General features: G+C 46.2%; 19 protein-coding genes and 1 riboswitch. Of the genes, 13 read left to right on the top strand and 6 right to left on the bottom strand.

The genetic code is table 11. The features are described from left to right. The first annotated feature begins 72 nt into the window (after positions 1–72). The 3 genes from ACNKW2_RS15490 (at position 73) to speD (ending at position 1,814) form a co-directional block, all read left to right on the top strand. Positions 73–408 carry a DUF3802 family protein gene (locus tag ACNKW2_RS15490; protein WP_419149382.1) on the top strand — a complete coding sequence of 112 codons (336 nt, stop codon included), beginning with the start codon at positions 73–75 and terminating at the stop codon, positions 406–408. 100 nt (positions 409–508) lie between these two features. Beyond that, positions 509–922: an OsmC family protein gene (locus tag ACNKW2_RS15485; RefSeq protein WP_419149368.1), complete on the top strand. Its 414-nt coding sequence runs from the start codon at positions 509–511 to the stop codon at positions 920–922. 85 nt (positions 923–1,007) lie between these two features. After that, the gene (gene speD / locus ACNKW2_RS15480; protein ID WP_336568526.1) at positions 1,008–1,814 is read left to right on the top strand and encodes an adenosylmethionine decarboxylase; all 807 of its coding nucleotides are present in this window, start codon (positions 1,008–1,010) and stop codon (positions 1,812–1,814) included. 82 nt (positions 1,815–1,896) lie between these two features. On the opposite strand, the gene ACNKW2_RS15475 is transcribed toward speD, so the two are convergent. The 3 genes from ACNKW2_RS15475 to ACNKW2_RS15465 all read right to left on the bottom strand — a co-directional run bounded on the left by ACNKW2_RS15475 (position 1,897) and on the right by ACNKW2_RS15465 (position 3,294). Continuing rightward, a complete protein-coding gene (locus ACNKW2_RS15475) occupies positions 1,897–2,562 on the bottom strand; it encodes a hypothetical protein (protein ID WP_419149367.1) in 666 nt (221 codons plus the stop codon). Continuing rightward, positions 2,559–2,831 carry a hypothetical protein gene (locus ACNKW2_RS15470; RefSeq protein WP_419149366.1) on the bottom strand — a complete coding sequence of 91 codons (273 nt, stop codon included), beginning with the start codon at positions 2,829–2,831 and terminating at the stop codon, positions 2,559–2,561. The genes ACNKW2_RS15475 and ACNKW2_RS15470 overlap by 4 nt, the downstream gene beginning before the upstream one ends. Before the next feature lie 157 nt (positions 2,832–2,988). Continuing rightward, positions 2,989–3,294 carry a helix-turn-helix domain-containing protein gene (locus tag ACNKW2_RS15465; RefSeq protein WP_419149365.1) on the bottom strand — a complete coding sequence of 102 codons (306 nt, stop codon included), beginning with the start codon at positions 3,292–3,294 and terminating at the stop codon, positions 2,989–2,991. Positions 3,295–3,677: 383 nt separating this feature from the next. On the opposite strand from ACNKW2_RS15465, the gene ACNKW2_RS15460 reads away from it, so the two are divergent. Next, the gene (locus ACNKW2_RS15460) at positions 3,678–3,911 is read left to right on the top strand and encodes a hypothetical protein (protein ID WP_419149364.1); all 234 of its coding nucleotides are present in this window, start codon (positions 3,678–3,680) and stop codon (positions 3,909–3,911) included. Between the two features lie 288 nt (positions 3,912–4,199). Here ACNKW2_RS15460 and ACNKW2_RS15455 read toward each other — a convergent pair whose 3' ends face one another. Beyond that, a complete protein-coding gene (locus ACNKW2_RS15455) occupies positions 4,200–6,278 on the bottom strand; it encodes a TonB-dependent receptor (RefSeq protein ID WP_419149363.1) in 2,079 nt (692 codons plus the stop codon). 111 nt (positions 6,279–6,389) lie between these two features. Between ACNKW2_RS15455 and ACNKW2_RS15450 the strand changes: the two genes are divergently transcribed. The 8 genes from ACNKW2_RS15450 to ACNKW2_RS15415 all read left to right on the top strand — a co-directional run bounded on the left by ACNKW2_RS15450 (position 6,390) and on the right by ACNKW2_RS15415 (position 13,965). Further along, entirely contained in the window at positions 6,390–6,779 is a 390-nt protein-coding gene (locus ACNKW2_RS15450) for an acyl-CoA thioesterase (protein ID WP_419149362.1), read from the top strand. A gap of 83 nt (positions 6,780–6,862) precedes the next feature. Further along, positions 6,863–7,255 carry an META domain-containing protein gene (locus ACNKW2_RS15445; protein WP_419149361.1) on the top strand — a complete coding sequence of 131 codons (393 nt, stop codon included), beginning with the start codon at positions 6,863–6,865 and terminating at the stop codon, positions 7,253–7,255. 115 nt (positions 7,256–7,370) lie between these two features. Then, a riboswitch (TPP riboswitch) is annotated at positions 7,371–7,497 on the top strand. 117 nt (positions 7,498–7,614) lie between these two features. After that, the gene (gene thiC / locus ACNKW2_RS15440; RefSeq protein ID WP_419149360.1) at positions 7,615–9,567 is read left to right on the top strand and encodes a phosphomethylpyrimidine synthase ThiC; all 1,953 of its coding nucleotides are present in this window, start codon (positions 7,615–7,617) and stop codon (positions 9,565–9,567) included. Positions 9,568–9,670: 103 nt separating this feature from the next. Continuing rightward, entirely contained in the window at positions 9,671–10,684 is a 1,014-nt protein-coding gene (locus tag ACNKW2_RS15435; protein ID WP_419149359.1) for an FAD-dependent oxidoreductase, read from the top strand. Beyond that, entirely contained in the window at positions 10,681–10,878 is a 198-nt protein-coding gene (gene thiS, locus ACNKW2_RS15430; protein ID WP_336568535.1) for a sulfur carrier protein ThiS, read from the top strand. The genes ACNKW2_RS15435 and thiS overlap by 4 nt, the downstream gene beginning before the upstream one ends. Positions 10,879–10,880: 2 nt before the next feature. Beyond that, positions 10,881–11,678 carry a thiazole synthase gene (locus ACNKW2_RS15425; protein WP_419149358.1) on the top strand — a complete coding sequence of 266 codons (798 nt, stop codon included), beginning with the start codon at positions 10,881–10,883 and terminating at the stop codon, positions 11,676–11,678. A gap of 24 nt (positions 11,679–11,702) precedes the next feature. Further along, complete coding sequence (thiE, locus tag ACNKW2_RS15420; RefSeq protein ID WP_419149357.1) at positions 11,703–13,226, top strand: thiamine phosphate synthase; 1,524 nt, start codon at positions 11,703–11,705, stop codon at positions 13,224–13,226. Next, positions 13,219–13,965 carry a HesA/MoeB/ThiF family protein gene (locus ACNKW2_RS15415; RefSeq protein WP_419149356.1) on the top strand — a complete coding sequence of 249 codons (747 nt, stop codon included), beginning with the start codon at positions 13,219–13,221 and terminating at the stop codon, positions 13,963–13,965. The genes thiE and ACNKW2_RS15415 overlap by 8 nt, the downstream gene beginning before the upstream one ends. Positions 13,966–14,013: 48 nt before the next feature. Here the strand turns inward: ACNKW2_RS15415 and asd are convergent, their stop codons facing one another. Both asd and rsgA read right to left on the bottom strand, forming a co-directional pair. After that, the gene (asd, locus tag ACNKW2_RS15410; RefSeq protein WP_419149355.1) at positions 14,014–14,883 is read right to left on the bottom strand and encodes an archaetidylserine decarboxylase; all 870 of its coding nucleotides are present in this window, start codon (positions 14,881–14,883) and stop codon (positions 14,014–14,016) included. Positions 14,884–14,970: 87 nt separating this feature from the next. Then, positions 14,971–16,023: a small ribosomal subunit biogenesis GTPase RsgA gene (gene rsgA, locus ACNKW2_RS15405; RefSeq protein WP_419149354.1), complete on the bottom strand. Its 1,053-nt coding sequence runs from the start codon at positions 16,021–16,023 to the stop codon at positions 14,971–14,973. A gap of 161 nt (positions 16,024–16,184) precedes the next feature. Between rsgA and orn the strand changes: the two genes are divergently transcribed. Beyond that, a complete protein-coding gene (gene orn / locus ACNKW2_RS15400) occupies positions 16,185–16,730 on the top strand; it encodes an oligoribonuclease (RefSeq protein WP_419149353.1) in 546 nt (181 codons plus the stop codon). Positions 16,731–17,028 lie beyond the last annotated feature (298 nt).

Here is a 17,028-nt window from a genome sequence, read left to right as displayed (position 1 = left end):
AAAGTAGCAATCGAAAAAACTTTCTGCTTAAATCAATAGGAGATGTCTTTGATAGGTTCAGGTGAGCAAAGTATGGTGTTAGATAAACAAGGGTACGATGAACTGGTCATGTATTTGACGCAAAACTTAGCCTTGTTTGAGAAGCCCGGGCAGGTAGAGCCTGGTGCGCCTAGAGTCATGGAATTAATCGAAGACGTAATTGCACAGCATGTTATCAAGATATGTGAGCAACACAGTGAGCTGACTACAGAGCAACGCAGCTTAATTGTGCGCGAAGTAGATGGCATCGTTTACGACTTACAAGAGGTACTCTCAAGTGTGGTTGATCAACGCGTTACGGTGGAGCAGCGTGAGTTTATAGAAGAGTTTGCCGGATTATTAAAAAACCTATTTGATTCTGCGGTTTAAGCTGGCAAAATCGAAACTTATTAAAAGCCGCGTATTATGTTGAGTAGCGGCTAAGCATCACACCGCCTGTTGGCGGTGTTGTACGTTATAGAGGATGAATATGCTAGCAAGTGTAAAGTGGGTAGAAGGGGATACTTTTATTGGACGTTCGGCGTCAGGCCATAATGTGGTGTTTGATACGGGATCTGACAGTGCAGCCCCAAGCCCAATGGAAATGGTATTAATGTCGGCAGGGGCCTGCTCTTCAGTCGACGTGGTCAGTATTTTACAAAAAGCACGTCAGGATATCAGCAACGTGGAAGTAAAGCTTAGCGCTGAGCGCGCCGAAAGCGCCCCACGGGTGTTTACTAAAATCAATCTACACTTTGTGGTCACTGGCAACAACGTTTCTGAAAAGCATTTAGAAAGAGCCGTGAGCTTGTCTGCTGAAAAGTACTGCTCTGTGGCATTAATGCTTGAAAAAGCAGTGGAAATTACACACAGCCACGAAGTGGTTGAAAGTGAGTCAAAATAACGCTTTTTCATCGCGTTATTTTCGTATAAAATCCGCGAACTTTTGGTTCTGCAGCGCAGATTTTTTGTATTAAGGTGGGTCTATCGTGAACAAGCCCTTTGATAAAATTAAACTCCATGGCTTTAACAACTTAACGAAGAGTTTAAGCTTTAGTATTTACGATATTTGCTACGCCAAGACTGAGCAACAGCGTAAAGAATATTTAGAATACATTGACGAACAATACAGTGCCGATCGCCTTACCGATATTCTTAAAGACGTCACCGATATTATTGGTGCCAATGTGCTTAATATCGCGCGTCAAGATTATGAGCCGCAAGGGGCCAGTGTAACTATTTTGGTTTCAGAAGAGCCGGTAGAGCAGCAGACCTTTGATAGCAATGAGACCCCAGGACCATTACCTGACTCTGTGGTAGCGCACTTAGATAAAAGCCACATTTGTGTTCACACCTACCCAGAAGCACACCCTCATGACGGCATCTGTACGTTCAGAGCCGATATTGAAGTGTCGACCTGTGGTGTTATCTCACCGTTAAAAGCGCTGAACTTCTTAATCCACTCGCTAGAGTCGGATGTGGTGACGATTGACTACCGTGTTCGTGGCTTTACCCGTGATGTAAACGGCGTAAAGCACTATATTGACCACGCCATCAACTCAATCCAAAACTACATGTCTGAAGACACCAAAGAGGCCTACCATATGGTAGACGTGAACGTGTATCAGGAAAACTTGTTCCACACTAAGATGATGCTTAAAGAAACCGATTTGAATACTTATTTATTCGGGATCAGCACCGACGACTTGGGAGAGCAAGAGGAAGAAGAGATCCGCTTACGTTTAAACCGTGAGATCCAAGAAGTATTCTACGGTCGTAATCTGCCTGAGGCTTAACCTCGCTTGTTGGCCGCAGTAGCAAATAAAAAGGCGCATAACGCGCCTTTTTTGGTTGTGAGTCTGAGAACCGCTTTCGGTTTTAATGTTCCACAGTATCCTTTTCCAGCTCATGCTCGGCGGTATCCGGTCGCTGACGCTCAACAAAAATCGTAGCCAATAGTGTGGTGATCACACAAGATAATAGGATGGATTTTAGGATTTCATAGTTTTTATAGACCCAACTCCAACTCCAGAAGGGTTTAGACGCTTCTTCTGAAACACCAAAAAAGAGATCCATGTAGCGGATAAGATTTTCACCGAAGGCGGCTAGATCAACGATAACAAAAGCAAAGAAAATGCCGTACAGGATGGGGTCAGCATGGGTCATGTAAATAGATTGCCAGTTATCAGGGTTAGTACGGCGAGTATATCTTAGTGATAAGCGTAAACGGTACTTGAGTATAATTAACGCAATGACATCACAGGCTAAATGTAAGCCATAAATTAACGCGTTCGTTTGATAAGCCGGCAACCCAGCCTTATTGATGCTCAAAAGGTAGTTAAAAACACTAAACTCAATTATTGCTAAGGCTAATAGAATCAGCACAATATGTTTAATGTTCTCTTGGCCATTAAGGAAAAGGCTTGTTACGGCAATGCAGGCTATAAACGACAAATGTAAGCTATTTATCGACCGAAAATGTAATCCAGTAAAAATGGCTGCTAAGACTACAAGAAACAGCATTACTAACCAAGAAGGTTTCATTCTTTCCTCTCTACTCTTCTGTTGGCTTGGGTTTCTGTCTGATTTTCCTCTTTAACTCTAGGATCGTCGACTTGTCCCCCAGTACTACCACCGATTACTTGCTTTAATAAGCTTACTCTTTGTTTAAGGCTTGTAACTGATGGTGAATTTATTTTTCTTTTACTCACTTTATGTCCACTGCAAAAAATAGCTGCAGAGTGTGTCAATGCTTTACAAATCAGAGTTAAATCTTTTAGGCAGCCTGTGAGCTGTTTTAGTAAAAAGCGCATAATGATGTCCTTTTTGAGTTAAGTTTTGCGGTGTTTAGTATCCACTCTACTTTACTCTTTAACAGCAAGCTTGAAAATAAGCTGTTGCAAAAATGCGCAAGTTGTAACCCTGTTGTTTTTTCTTTTACTTTAGAGTGTAAAGAGTAATGCCCTGACATCAGCTGTTTCCCTTTTTTGCTGACTTGGTTTTGCGTGGGGTTGGGGATTTGCGCCATAGTTTGGCGTCGTCAATTTTATCGCGCAAGGCGATAATTTGCTCGCGCAGCGGGTTGAGGTTTATGCCGCAGGAGTCACACCATATCTCAAAGTATTCATAAGGAAATTTGCTAACGCCTTTTTCATAGTTTTCATAGGTACTACGCTCTACGCCCACAAGCTTGGCCATTTCTGTTGTGGTTTTACCGGCCACCTTGCGCATACGGCGCAGGTCATCTCCTGTAAAGCGCTTATCAAATTTCCCCACCAATTCAATCCTTTTGTTTTGCCACACTCGTGTAAAAAACAGCCAAGAACACGCTTATGCTTTAAATTTTATACTCACCCAATTAGGTTATTTTTTTGTTTCTAAATAGTAAGCGGATTTTATCGAACAAAAATCTTTTTTCAAGTGTAATAGTAGTGTAAGTGAATATTTTGTTGCTATTTCATGTTCTTTGCATGATTTTTTAGGCGAACAGTGATTTTGAACAGCTATTGCTACTGTTTAGCTGTAGCTGCATGACAAAGCAGGAGAGCAACAAAAACAAAAATTTAAATATTTATCTTACAAAAACTTTCTTTTGCGCAGATTTTTACGCAAAGCTTTTGTTACTATAGTGTAAATGAAGTGATGTGTTGGAGCGCAATATGGATTACTTACGCCAATATAATGACTTAGCTATATACTACGACGCATTAAAGAAAGCGTCAGAAAACAGCGAAAACATGCCAGAGTCCACCGCTAGGTGGTTATCTTTGGTTGAAACAACCTTATTTGAGTTACAAGAACTGGCGCACATGGAAAAGACCTTTTTACAAAAGTCGAAAACCATGCACAACTTGGTGGAGTTAGTGTATTCCAGTGCTCCGACTATGGAGTAAGAATACCAATTGACATTAATGCCAGCTCAATTTGAGGGAGTAAATTTGACGCGAGTGGTGTTAAACATTTTTATTTAGAACCACCATTTAGCATGGTTTTTGCCTTGTCGGTATAGTCGCAGATATTTGGGCGGTAACAGGGGGCAGGAGCGGAGTTATCGACAAAATTTACTTGCCTCAAATAAACCACCTAATTAAACGAACTGGCATAACCAATGATTTGCGGTGAAGGGGGAGTGTATGAGTTCAACACTTCCCCCTTTTTATCATGCTAGTGCAAGGTCTTTATCACAGCTCGTAATTAAAGCTTAAACCATACACTCTGGGCTCGCCGTATTGCACATACGTATGCGGCTGGTAGCCATCCAGTGGGTTGTTACCAAATCGAAACCCTCTTACCACAATGTCTTTATCGGCTAAGTTTCTGCCCCACGCAATCACCGACCAGTTGTCGCCGTAGTAACTTAAACTGGCATTGATTAAATTGTGGTTGTCCGCTTGCTCATTATGGCTGTCTGACAAGTAGTAACTGTCTTTGCCTTCAACGCCGAGTTCAAATACCAGGTTATCCGTTAAGGCATAATCAACGGCAAGGGCGTATTGATAAGTGGGTGCTTGGGCCTGATCGCGACCATCGAGGCTAACGCCGGTAGCTGAGACAAAGTTTTCAATCTCGGTTTCCAAGTAGCCAGCGCTATAGGTTAACCCTAAGCGTTCGGTGTATTGGAAGTTACCCTCGACTTCGAGGCCATAGTTATTGCCTTCGCTGGCGTTATCAATGTAGCCTGCAAACTGCTGATTAGACACTTGCCATTGTTTTAACTGAATGTCATCACGCTGCATATAGAATGCGGTGACACGAACCAGGTGACGGTTGTCTGTCGATTTGCCTTTAACACCAAACTCCGCATTCCAGACATATTCCGGGTCAAAGTAGTGATTTTCCGTTGCGATTTGTAGCCCTTCATCTTGGGCCTTTGCTAGCGCTTCACCGTTTACACCACCAATTTTATAGCCGCGGGTCAGGCTAGAATAAATCATGGTGCGCGGCACAACTTGGTACTCAAGTGCCAGCTTACCGCCCCACATTAGGTCATCACTGGTGATGCTAGTACCGTTACTGTCGAGGTAGTCGGCATCGTATTGCTCGGCACGAAGACCAGTAATAAGACGGGTTTTATCAGAAATGTGATGTACGTACTGGCCAAAAATGGCTTCGCTTTGCACCGAATAAGCAGAGCTAAAAGGGGCGGCTAACCAAGTGTACTCACGGGTTAAGTCAACGTCGTTACGCTTGGTGTAAAAGCCTACCACCCAATCACTTTGCTTATCTTTTAATAACAGTTCTATATTGCCTTTTTCATAATCTCGAAAATACGCGTCTGTTGAGCTGTAGCCGTATTCGTGAAGCCCTGCAGCACAAAGCTGTGGCTTGCTGGGATCATTACACACCCAATCTTCGTCGTAGCTGTAAAGCGTATCTGCCTGTAGGCCAGAGAGCTTAAATTCGAAATCAAATGCCGCAGCGCGAGTATATACCCCGCGCAGAGCAAAGGCGTCAGACTCGAGGTTGTCTTGACCAGGCTCGTCAGCCACGCTATTGCGTGAATTGTCGAGGGTAAAGCCATCATAGCCGTTGTCGGTATTAATATGGTGATAAGCAAAGTTAAGTGCTAAGTGTTCACTGACTTGTGAGTTCAGCTTAAACCGTGCTACCTGCTCGTCTTGTGTTTGTGTGGGTTGATCAAGGTAAAGGTTGTCGACATAGCCGTCGGATTCACGTTGATATAAGCTAACGCGAGCTGCGGTATTATCGCTCAGGCCAGTACCTGCGGCGATGCCCGCTTCGTAGCTGCCATAATTGCCGGCGCCAAGCTTGAGCTTTAAGCTTGGGTCTTGAGTAGGGGCTTGAGTACTCACCTCAACAATGCCAGCCAGTGCATCTGAGCCAAACTTGGTGCCTTGTGGGCCACGGTAAACCAACACCGATTCACTATCAAACAACAGCGCACTACCACCTAGTCCAGAGTAATTGATGCCATCAATAAGCAGACCAACACTGGGGTAAATAGGATCAACAAACTGCGAGCGCAAACCAACTCCGCGGATCTGCAAAAAGCGGCCTCGAGAGGCTCCAGCGGTAAAGTTAACGTTGGCGGTAGCGCCTAAAATCTCATCCAAGTATTGGGCACCGCGTTTGTCAATGGTCAGCTCATCCATTAAGGAAGCGCTAGCACTGAGAGTTTGGATGCTTTCACTTTGAAAATCACCGGTGACAACAATGGTTTCCAGCGTTTCATCGGCAAGGGCTTGGTGAGAGAAAAAAGGCAGCAACGCCAACGTGATGGTAGAGAGTTTTAACTTCATGCTTAATCTTTGTCCCATTTTTGATTGCGCACAGTTTAGCAAAAGCCAGACCAGTTAACAGTGAAATTGTGTTATATGTTAGCCCTGAAAATTAGATCATAAGGAAACAACATGGCTTTTAAAGTTGATTTTAAGGTAAGAGACTACGAGTGTGATTTACAAGGGATCGTCAACAACAGTGTTTACTTCAACTATCTCGAGCACGCCAGACACGAATTTTTATTAGCCAACCACATCGATTTCGCCGCCTTAGCGGAGCAGAAAGTTAACTTAGTGGTGGTGCGCAGTGAAATGAATTACAAAGGCTCGCTGGGGCCAGGAGATCACTTTTATGTCACGGTGGAGCTTGAGCGAATAAGCAAAATCAAATTTGCGTTTAAGCAGCAAGTGATCCGCAGTGCTGATGACAAGCTGATGCTTGATGCTGTCATCACTGGTACCTCAGTTAATGAACGTGGTAGGCCCTTTTTACCAGATGCGTTAAGCCAATTATTCGCTTAACGGGGTTTTTTACATAAATTTACTGCCGTTTTTTGCTATGACAGCGTTATAATGCCGGCAGATTTTTTTAACGATGGTTTACCATGAAATTTATCACCCTATTTGCAGCCGTATTGGTGCTCGCAGGATGTCTTTCAACAGGGAAGGTAGACAAGGATACACTGAAATTTTCCACTTGGCAGGTGTATCAAGTAGACGGTAACAATGTGCAATCACTCGGAGCAACAGTGCGTTTTATCGATGCGCTGCAAGTCAACGGCTTCAGTGGTTGTAACCGCTTTTTTGGCGAAGGCAAAGTCACCGATGGCACCTTGCAAGTCAGCAATATTGGCATGACTCGTAAGCTGTGTCGTGGTGAGTTCGCCAAGCTCGAGTCGCAATTGATCAAACAGTTAGAGTCAGGCGTAAAGCTAGAACTGGATGGCGAGCAGCTGATACTGGTCGGCAACCAACGCTTTACCTTAGTGAAAAAATAGTCTTGCTATTCCAGCCTTGCTACGGTTGCAGTAAGGCAGTAGACTACAAGCAGAACAGTTTTTCGCAGTTGCTAAGCAGCAGCTGCATTCGCGTTAGTCACCACTTTGGTGGCTAGCACACTTGTCGGAGTGCCTCGAGTAGCTATGTCTTGAACATGTTTACTCAGGCTGAGATCGCATTGTGCGGGATCCGTGGACCTGATCAGGTTAATGCCTGCGTAGGGAACAAGACAGCAGACTTACAATATCTGTCTATAACGACGTGATGTAGTCGTTATCCACCACCCCCGAGGATTTTCCTCGTCTCTCCCATTGTGGGATCTGACAAGACACCTTTTAATGAAAAGTAGAGGGACGTCATGTCAAATAAAAGTAGCAAGTTAAGTCGTCGTGAGTCGCGTGAAGCCGCGGCAGAGTTTATCCATAATTTAACCGGCCAGCCTTTTCCCAGCTCGCATAAAGTCTATGTCGAAGGTCAGCAAACGGGTGTGCGCGTGGGGATGCGTGAAATCACTCTGAGCGATACCTTTGTGGGCGGCACAGAAGAAGAGCCGGTGTTCGAACCTAACGATCCAATCCGAGTGTATGACACTTCCGGCCCCTATACTGACCCTGAAATCGATATAGATGTGCGCAAGGGCTTAGCAAAGTTTCGGGAGCGCTGGATTTTAGAGCGAGGCGATACCGAATTACTCGACTCAGTTACATCGCAGTTTTCACAGCAGCGCATGGCCGATGAAGGTTTGGATCACATTCGTTTTGAGCACTTGCCGAAAATCCGCCGAGCAAAAGCTGGGAAAAACGTTACCCAGATGCATTATGCCCGCCAGGGGATCATCACCCCAGAAATGGAATATGTAGCCATTCGTGAAAACATGGGCCGTGCTGAACTACGCAAAGAAATACTAGAACAGCAACACCAGGGACAGTCATTTGGTGCCAGCATTCCGGAGTTTATTACCCCTGAATTTGTACGCGATGAAATTGCTCGTGGCCGCGCTGTACTACCTAATAATATTAACCACCCAGAAACCGAACCCATGATTATTGGCCGTAACTTTTTAGTGAAAGTAAACGCCAATATTGGTAACTCCTCGGTGAGCTCTTCCATTGAAGAAGAAGTGGAAAAAATGGTGTGGTCGACGCGTTGGGGCGCCGATACTGTGATGGATTTATCTACCGGTCGTTATATTCACGAAACCCGAGAGTGGGTGGTGCGTAACTCACCTGTTCCGGTTGGCACCGTGCCCATTTATCAAGCGCTGGAAAAAGTGAATGGGGTGGCCGAAGATCTGACTTGGGAAGTGTTCCGCGATACCTTAATAGAGCAAGCGGAGCAGGGCATTGATTACTTTACTATTCATGCTGGGGTATTGCTGCGTTATGTGCCGATGACAGCAAAACGGGTGACTGGCATTGTCTCGCGTGGTGGCTCAATTATGGCGAAATGGTGTTTGGCTCACCATAAAGAAAACTTTCTTTATACCCACTTTGAAGAGATCTGTGAAATTCTTAAGCAATACGACGTTTGCTTCTCTTTAGGGGATGGCCTGCGTCCGGGCTCGATTGCCGATGCCAACGATGAAGCCCAATTTAGTGAGCTGCGCACTCTTGGGGAGCTGACGAAAATTGCTTGGAAACACGATGTTCAGGTGTTTATTGAAGGTCCAGGTCACGTGCCAATGCACAAAATTAAAGAAAACATGGACGAACAACTTAAGCACTGTGATGAAGCGCCATTTTACACCTTAGGGCCACTGACCACGGACATTGCACCGGGTTACGACCACTTCACATCAGGCATTGGCGCAGCGCAAATAGCTTGGTATGGCTGTGCTATGTTGTGTTATGTCACGCCCAAAGAGCACCTTGGCTTACCTAACAAAGAAGACGTTAAAGAAGGCCTTATCACCTATAAAATTGCTGCTCATGCCGCCGATTTGGCCAAGGGCCACCCCGGCGCTCAAGTTCGCGATAATGCCTTGTCTAAAGCGCGCTTTGAATTCCGTTGGCACGACCAATTTAACCTTGGTTTAGATCCGCAGCGCGCACGGGAATACCACGATGAAACCTTGCCGCAAGAGTCTGGCAAAGTGGCGCACTTTTGCTCCATGTGTGGACCTAAGTTCTGTTCGATGAAAATTACCAAAGACGTTCGTGACTATGCCAATGCTTTGGAAGCGAAAGGCATCGATCCCAACAAACTGGGGGAAGAAATTGAGATCCAAATGGTGGATGTCGAAGCTGAAATGCAAGCCAAATCAGAAGAGTTTGTAAAGTCAGGTTCTGAGCTTTACCACAAAGCAATTTAACCAACACAAGCCACGTTGATGTGGCTTAGTCACGACTTACACATCTGGGCGTGGTCTTAGCCACAACAATAAGTGTAAGTTGTGACTGAGAAGGAGAATGGCTATGTCGAGGCAAGCAAAGGTTGCCATTTTAGGGTTTGGCTTAGTGGGGCGGATTGCCGCACTGATGTTGGCCCCACGCTATCGGCTCAGTGTCTTTGAACAAAGTGCCGAGTCACAGCAAAGTAGTGCCGGCAGTGTCGCCGCAGCCATGTTGGCGCCACTCGCCGAGTCGGTGATGTGTGGCGCTAACCTGGCTGAAACGGGACTCAGGGCAATGGATTTATGGCCGCCGTTGTTGCAGCAGCTCGACACTCCGGTTTTCTTTCAGCAGCAGGGATCGTTAATCGTGGCTCACGGTCAAGATAAAGGCGATCTTCGCAGCTTTGCCCAGCGTCTCAAGCCGTTGCAAGGGCATGAGCCTCAAGCTCTCAATAGCCAACAAATTACAGCGCTTGAGCCGGAATTATCTGGCACCTTTCATCAAGGGTTATATTTACCTTGTGAAGGGCAATTAGATAACCAAGCATTTTATCGCAGTAGTTACCAGACGCTGAAAAATAGCGGGGTTGAGATCCATTTTTCTCACCCTTGTAACAGCCAACAAATCGCACAGCTACGGCGTGACTACGGTTGGGTGATTGATTGTCGTGGCCTTGGTGCCAAAGATGAGCGCCAAGGACTCAGAGGTGTGCGTGGTGAAGTCGCTCGGATTTATGCGCCAGAAGTGAGTCTGAACCGCCCAGTGCGTTTGATGCACCCTAGGTATCCAATTTATATTGCGCCTAAGCCTGAGCACCAATTTGTCATTGGGGCAACGGAAATTGAGTCGCAAGACTCGGGCGATATTACCGTGCGTTCGACCCTAGAGTTGCTTTCTGCCGCGTATTCTGTGCATCGTGGTTTTGCTGAAGGGCGCGTGGTTTCGTTGTTGGCGGGACTGCGGCCCGCGTTTCAAGATAATCATCCAAAAATTGAACGGCAGGAGAATCTAATCAGTATCAATGGTTTATATCGTCATGGATACTTGTTGGCACCGGAAATTGTCCGCCAAGCACTGTCACAGGAGTTATTATGAAAGTTGAATTAAATGGCGAAGAGATCCACCTTCATCGCTCGCAAAACATTGAAGAATTTATTAGCGCCAGAGGTGCTCAGCCTCCTTATGCGGTGGCACTTAATGGCACTTTTGTTTCTCGTACCGAGCTTGCCAGCACCATGCTCAATGATGGTGATAAAGTTGAGCTATTATCGCCTATTCAAGGAGGCTAGTTATGTCAGTGAGTACTGACACGCCGCTCACCATTTATGGCGAGCAGTTTAACAGCCGCATGCTGATTGGCTCTGCGCTCTACCCTTCGCCTGACGTGATGCAATCTGCCATCACGGAATCTGGGGCTGAGATTGTCACGGTCTCCCTCCGGCGCCAACAAAGCCAACACGCTGGTGACGACTTTTGGTCGTTAATCAAAGAGCTAGGGCTAAGGGTATTGCCTAACACCGCAGGCTGCCACAGTGTTAAAGAGGCGGTGACATTGGCGCAAATGTGCCGTGAGGTATTTGAAACCGACTGGATTAAGTTGGAGCTTATTGGCGATGAATACAATTTACAGCCCGATCCCATCGCCTTATTGCAAGCGAGTGAAATTTTACTGCAAGATGGCTTTAAAGTATTGCCTTATTGCACTGATGACTTGGTCTTATGTCAGCGTTTAGATGCTCTAGGGTGTGAAGTGTTGATGCCATGGGGTGCCCCCATTGGCACAGGTAAAGGGCTGTTAAACCCTTATAACTTGCGTACTATTCGTGAACGTTTACCCCAGCAAACGTTAATCATAGACGCTGGCTTAGGGTTGCCTTCTCATGCTTGCCAGGCGCTTGAACTCGGTTATGATGCGGTGTTATTGAACTCAGCGGTGGCTGGCGCTGGTTGCCCAATTACTATGGCGGGCGCTTTTAAAGCCAGTGTTAACGCTGGACGTTTATCTTATTTGGCCAAAGCGATGCCAGAAAAAGAGGTGGCAACACCTTCGACCCCCACCATGGGGATGCCATTTTGGCAGCATAATTAACCTATAAATGCTAAGGAGTTTCCATTGTCTCATATCGTATGGAGTATTGCGGGTTCTGATTCAGGGGGTGGTGCAGGTATCCAAGCGGATCTGAAAGCAACCCAAAGCTTCAACGTGCATTGCTGTACCGTGATAACCGCGTTGACAGCACAAAATAGCTTAGGTGTTGAGGCGCTTAATCCAGTAGCAACGGATGTCATTGAGTCGCAGCTGATGGCGCTGGCTCAAGATATGCCGGCGGCAGTGATTAAAATTGGCATGCTCGCCAATGTGCAACAAATCCAATTGATTGCTGAACACCTGTCACATTATAAGGCCACATGGTCTGTGCCGCCGGTGATTGTTTACGACCCCGTGGCGATTGCAACCAGCGGCGATTCATTAACCGAAGAAGACACCGTAGATGCACTAAAAACCCATTTGCTGCCTTTAGTGGATGTGGTTACGCCGAACACCCATGAAACCCAGTTGCTTACGGGAGTGTACTTAATTGGTCCCAGTGCAGTAAAAGAGGCGGCCGCCAAGCTGCGTGAGTTTGGTGCTAAATCGGTGGTTATTAAAGGCGGGCACTGGGACTATCCCAAAGGCTATTGTATTGATTATGCCACGGATGGTGACAACGAGTATTGGCTCGGCAATGAAAAAATTCAAACTCCACACAGTCACGGCACCGGATGCAGCTTGTCGTCGGTGATGGCTGCGTGTGTGGCCAAATCATACCCATTTAAAGATGCGTTTATTTTGGCCAAAGCGTATATCAATGCCGGACTAAAAGCGGCAGAGCGTTATGGTGAAGGTGTTGGGCCTGTGGTGCATACTGGTTTCCCTGTGGCGCTGGAAGATTACCCGCAAGTAATTGAGGCCGGCTCTTGGTTGGCGGATGAACTTGAGTTTGCATTGCCTGAGGAGTTTAACTTTGCTGCGGGCTTTGCCAGCATTGATGAACCAATTGGGCTTTATGCTGTGGTAGACAGCGCAGACTGGGTAGAGAAGTGCCTGGCCTTAGGGGTGGATACAGTGCAGTTAAGGATAAAAGATCCACAACAAGCCAATCTTGAAGCTGAGATAGAAACAGCCATTGCCCTGGGGCAAAAATACGCTGCCAAGGTGTTTATTAACGATTACTGGGAGCTGGCGATTAAGCATGGAGCGTATGGCGTTCATTTAGGTCAAGAAGACATCGATAAAGCCAACCTAATTGCTATTCAAGAGGCGGGATTACGCTTAGGTGTGTCTACTCATGGTTTTTATGAAATGTTACGTGCCCACAACTATCGCCCCAGTTATTTAGCGTTTGGTGCCATTTATCCTACTGCCACTAAAGATATGACGGGGCAGATCCAAGGGCTAGAGAAGCTATCGCAGTTTGTGCCGCTGATGGCATCCAGTTACCCCACCGTCGCCATTGGCGGAATAGATTGCGAACGAGCTGCGGAAGTTGCTGCCACTGGAGTATCGAGCATTGCGGTGGTGAGAGCGATAACTGAAGCGCAAGACCCTGAGCTTGCCGTTGCGGCATTAAAGCAGGCCATGGCCGATAATGACTGAGTTGAATGATAAAGAGCGGCTACGCTACAGCCGCCATTTACTCTTAAAGGAAGTGGGAGAGCAAGGTCAGCTGAGGTTAAAGCAGGCCCATGTGGCCGTGGTCGGTTGTGGTGGCCTAGGTAGTCCAGCCTTATTCTACTTGGCAGCCAGTGGCATAGGAAGGCTCACATTGATTGATGACGATGAGGTTGAGCTGTCTAACTTACAGCGGCAAATCTTGTATAAGATTAATCATTTAGGACAAGCGAAAACACAGGCTGCAAGCAAAGTGCTGGCAAGCTTAAATAATGAAATTACCCTTAACCCCGTGGCTTCTATGCTCAGTGAGCAGAATATTGCTGATTTACTTAACCAAGCCGATGTTGTGCTCGATTGCAGTGATAACTTTGCCACACGGTATTTACTCAATCGCTACTGTGTAGAGCAGAAAAAGATATTGGTTGCCGGCGCAGCAATAGCCACTGAAGGTCAGTTGATGTGCTTTGACTTTCGCCATGAGTCAGCCTGTTATGAGTGTATTTTTCCTTCAGGTGCAGCAGCGGCGCCGCAGAACTGTGATAACTTTGGCGTACTGAGCCCATTACTTGGGATCATCGGGGCCAAGCAAGCCATGTTGGCCATCAATACGCTATTAGGCCACCATCAAGGCAGTTTATTTATGTGTTTTGATGGTATGAGTTTAAAGCAGCGTCAGCTTCATCTGAGCAAAGACGCAAGTTGTGCTTGCTGTGGTCAATAACGGCAAAGGTGGAAGGTGGCTTGAGCGTTACCACTCAAGCCAAAGGGGTTACTGATTGTGGATTTTTGCAAACGGCGTACCCATACGTGTGACCGTTTCAGGTTGTTCGCCGTCTAAAAAGTCTGCTTGATTTGCACCCCAAGCTAAAATAACAGTCGAGCCGAGTTTAAAGCGACCCATTTCTTCGCCCTTTTTCAGGGAAATGGCATTATCGCCACTGCTAGGGTAAGTCCAAGTGAAGACACTTTTGCCTGCTGGTGGCGTTACTGTGCCTGCCCAAACGGTTTCAATGCTGGCCACAATGGTAGCACCCACGAGTACCATGGCTAACGGGCCAATTTCGGTATCAAAAATGGCGACCACTCGCTCGTTTCTAGCAAAGAGATTAGGAACGTTTTGAGCCGTTAACGGGTTGACCGAGAATAAATCCCCAGGCACGTAAATCATTTTACGTAAGGTACCATCAATAGGCATGTGGATACGGTGATAATCTTTCGGTGCTAAATAAATGGTGGCAAACTTACCACCTAAATAAGGGGTAACGTCTTCTTCTTGTCCACCTAACAGAGTTTGTAAGCTGTAATCATGGCCTTTTGCTTGAATAATTTGACCATCAACCACTTCACCTAGTTGGCTAATGGCGCCATCTACTGGGTGGGCAATGATGTCTTGCTGCTCAGCTAGCGGGCGAATGCCAGGTTTTAACGGCCGCGTGAAAAACTCATTAAAGCTCTTATAGTGAGCCGGATCTTCATGCAACGCTTCGCTCATATCGATGTTGTACTGCTTGATAAACAGCTTAATAAGCTTGGTGGTTAAGGCACCAGCTTCGGCTGCAGCGAGTTTGCCTACTAAGCGTGATACTGCATGCTTAGGCAGTGCGTATTGCATGGCAATTTTAAGTTTATCCAAGTTCACGGTTTTACGTTCCTAATTGGTTAGCTCTGTTACTGGCAAAGTTCCAGTCACTGTGTTGCGCGTCAATAATGAGCAAGATAAATTTTATCAGACTCTAGGGGCGCGCGCACCTGCTCGGCCATCGGCCATGGATTCTAAAATACGATGGTAACTGTCGTAACGCAGTTCGCTGATTTTTCCTTCTTCCACGGCCTCGCGAATTAGGCAGCCAGGATCGTTAAGGTGCTTACAGTCTCGAAAGCGACAGCCACCAATAAACTCGCGGAACTCTTTAAAGCACCAAGTCACTCTTTCTACCTCTAAATGCCATAAACCAAACTCTCGGATCCCCGGGCTATCAATCAAATTACCGCCAGAGGGAAGGTGGTGTAGTCTCGAGACGGTTGTGGTGTGCTGGCCCAGGCCGCTATTTTCTGACACTTCTTTGGTGAGGATATCGGCATCCGGTAAAACTGTGTTGACTAAGGTGGACTTACCAACGCCTGACTGACCGACAAAAATATTGTTGTTGTCTTTAAGGAGAGATTTAAGCTCATCAATGCCTTGTTGGGTTTCATTACTCACAAGCAGCACGCGATAGCCCAGTTCGCGGTAAATATCTAAGATATCGTCGACATACTCTAGGCCTTCTTGGTCGAGTAAGTCGATTTTATTCAGCAGTAGAATGGGCTCGATTCCCATATCTTCACAGGCCACTAAATATCGGTCAATGATCTGCGGGGTAAATTCTGGCACCACAGCAGAAACCATAATAATTTGGTCGATATTGGCGGCGACCACTTTGACGCCATCATAAAAGTCGGGACGAGTAAGTTGGCTACGACGCTCGTGCACTGCTTCTATTACGCCTGCTAAGTCTCCTTCACTGACCTTGGCGCGGCGGAATAGTACTTCGTCACCACAGACTAGGCTGGACACCGTGCGACGAATATTACAACGTAATATTTCTTGGCTGTGGGTCTCAATATCGGCGTGTTGGCCAAAACGACTGATCACAACGCCTGCTTCAGCTGGCCCCAGATTATCATTTTGCCATGAAATATCAGGTGCTTGCGTGTTTTTAGCAGTGCTGATGCGTTTTTGTTGATTGGCTCTGATCCTACGGGATTGGCCCTTACTGAGTTTCTTTTTCTTTGCCATGTCTATAATCTGTTTAAGCTATGGGGTGCAGAGCGTTCAAAATTAGGCTATAAATCAATAAAACGCCGCGCAAGGTAAAAAAAGCTTTAGGTCGAGTGTTGAAACTAATATGATATATCTAATTGCATTGGATCTAAAGGAAAGTACCGCTAAGGTAATGTATGTCTTTTCATGAATCAAATTTGATCTGGCTCGACCTCGAAATGACGGGGTTAGAACCAAAAACAGATAGAATCTTAGAAATCGCGACGGTGATCACCGATGGTGATCTTAATATCCTAGCTGAAGGTCCTGTTGTGGCAATTCATCAAAGCGATGAGTTACTGGATGGCATGGACGAGTGGTGTACCAACCAACATGGTCGCTCTGGACTTACTGCACGTTGTAAAGCAAGTCAGTTCACTGAAGCGGATGCAATTAAGCAGACATTAGACTTTCTAACCGAATGGGTACCACCTGGTGCTTCACCTATGTGTGGAAATTCAATTGGTCAAGATCGTCGTTTTCTTAACAAGTACATGCCAGAGCTGGAAGAGTATTTCCATTATCGCAACTTAGACGTTAGTACCATTAAAGAGCTTGCGCGACGTTGGAAACCTGAACTGTTAGGCGATATTAAGAAGAAAAGCTCCCACCTTGCCCTTGATGACATTAAAGATTCCATTATGGAATTAAAGGTTTATCAGGAAAAATTCTTCAAAGTCTAAAAAAATACTTGCAAAGCAAATATTATCTTGTAGAATCCTGCCCCGCTTGAGAAGACAAGCCCTGCGGGGTTTTCAGGCTTTTAAGATGCGGCACTAGCTCAGCTGCAGTAGGTAATCAACGCGACCTTGCCTTGTTACCAACAAATCCAGAGCTAAAAAATGTGATGCGGCACTAGCTCAGCTGCTATAGGTATCAGACGCGACCTTGCGTAGTTACCGACAACACAATGAGCTAATTATGGAATGCGGCACTAGCTCAGCTGGTAGAGCGCGACCTTGCCAAGGTCGAGGTCACGAG

The sequence above is a fragment of the Pseudoalteromonas 'SMAR' genome, assembly GCF_048515945.1.
Classification (GTDB): Bacteria; Pseudomonadota; Gammaproteobacteria; order Enterobacterales; family Alteromonadaceae; genus Pseudoalteromonas.
This window is presented reverse-complemented; position numbering and strand designations above follow the sequence as displayed.

Excerpts from the sequence above, each read along its gene's own strand:
- ACNKW2_RS15490 (WP_419149382.1), top strand. The coding sequence starts at position 73 with ATGGTGTTAGATAAACAAGGGTACGATGAACTGGTCATGTATTTGACG.
- ACNKW2_RS15485 (WP_419149368.1), top strand. The coding sequence starts at position 509 with ATGCTAGCAAGTGTAAAGTGGGTAGAAGGGGATACTTTTATTGGACGT.
- ACNKW2_RS15475 (WP_419149367.1), bottom strand. The coding sequence starts at position 2,562 with ATGAAACCTTCTTGGTTAGTAATGCTGTTTCTTGTAGTCTTAGCAGCC.
- ACNKW2_RS15470 (WP_419149366.1), bottom strand. The coding sequence starts at position 2,831 with ATGCGCTTTTTACTAAAACAGCTCACAGGCTGCCTAAAAGATTTAACT.
- ACNKW2_RS15460 (WP_419149364.1), top strand. The coding sequence starts at position 3,678 with ATGGATTACTTACGCCAATATAATGACTTAGCTATATACTACGACGCA.
- ACNKW2_RS15455 (WP_419149363.1), bottom strand. The coding sequence starts at position 6,278 with ATGAAGTTAAAACTCTCTACCATCACGTTGGCGTTGCTGCCTTTTTTC.
- ACNKW2_RS15450 (WP_419149362.1), top strand. The coding sequence starts at position 6,390 with ATGGCTTTTAAAGTTGATTTTAAGGTAAGAGACTACGAGTGTGATTTA.
- ACNKW2_RS15445 (WP_419149361.1), top strand. The coding sequence starts at position 6,863 with ATGAAATTTATCACCCTATTTGCAGCCGTATTGGTGCTCGCAGGATGT.
- thiC (WP_419149360.1), top strand. The coding sequence starts at position 7,615 with ATGTCAAATAAAAGTAGCAAGTTAAGTCGTCGTGAGTCGCGTGAAGCC.
- ACNKW2_RS15435 (WP_419149359.1), top strand. The coding sequence starts at position 9,671 with ATGTCGAGGCAAGCAAAGGTTGCCATTTTAGGGTTTGGCTTAGTGGGG.
- thiS (WP_336568535.1), top strand. The coding sequence starts at position 10,681 with ATGAAAGTTGAATTAAATGGCGAAGAGATCCACCTTCATCGCTCGCAA.
- ACNKW2_RS15425 (WP_419149358.1), top strand. The coding sequence starts at position 10,881 with ATGTCAGTGAGTACTGACACGCCGCTCACCATTTATGGCGAGCAGTTT.
- ACNKW2_RS15415 (WP_419149356.1), top strand. The coding sequence starts at position 13,219 with ATGACTGAGTTGAATGATAAAGAGCGGCTACGCTACAGCCGCCATTTA.
- rsgA (WP_419149354.1), bottom strand. The coding sequence starts at position 16,023 with ATGGCAAAGAAAAAGAAACTCAGTAAGGGCCAATCCCGTAGGATCAGA.
- orn (WP_419149353.1), top strand. The coding sequence starts at position 16,185 with ATGTCTTTTCATGAATCAAATTTGATCTGGCTCGACCTCGAAATGACG.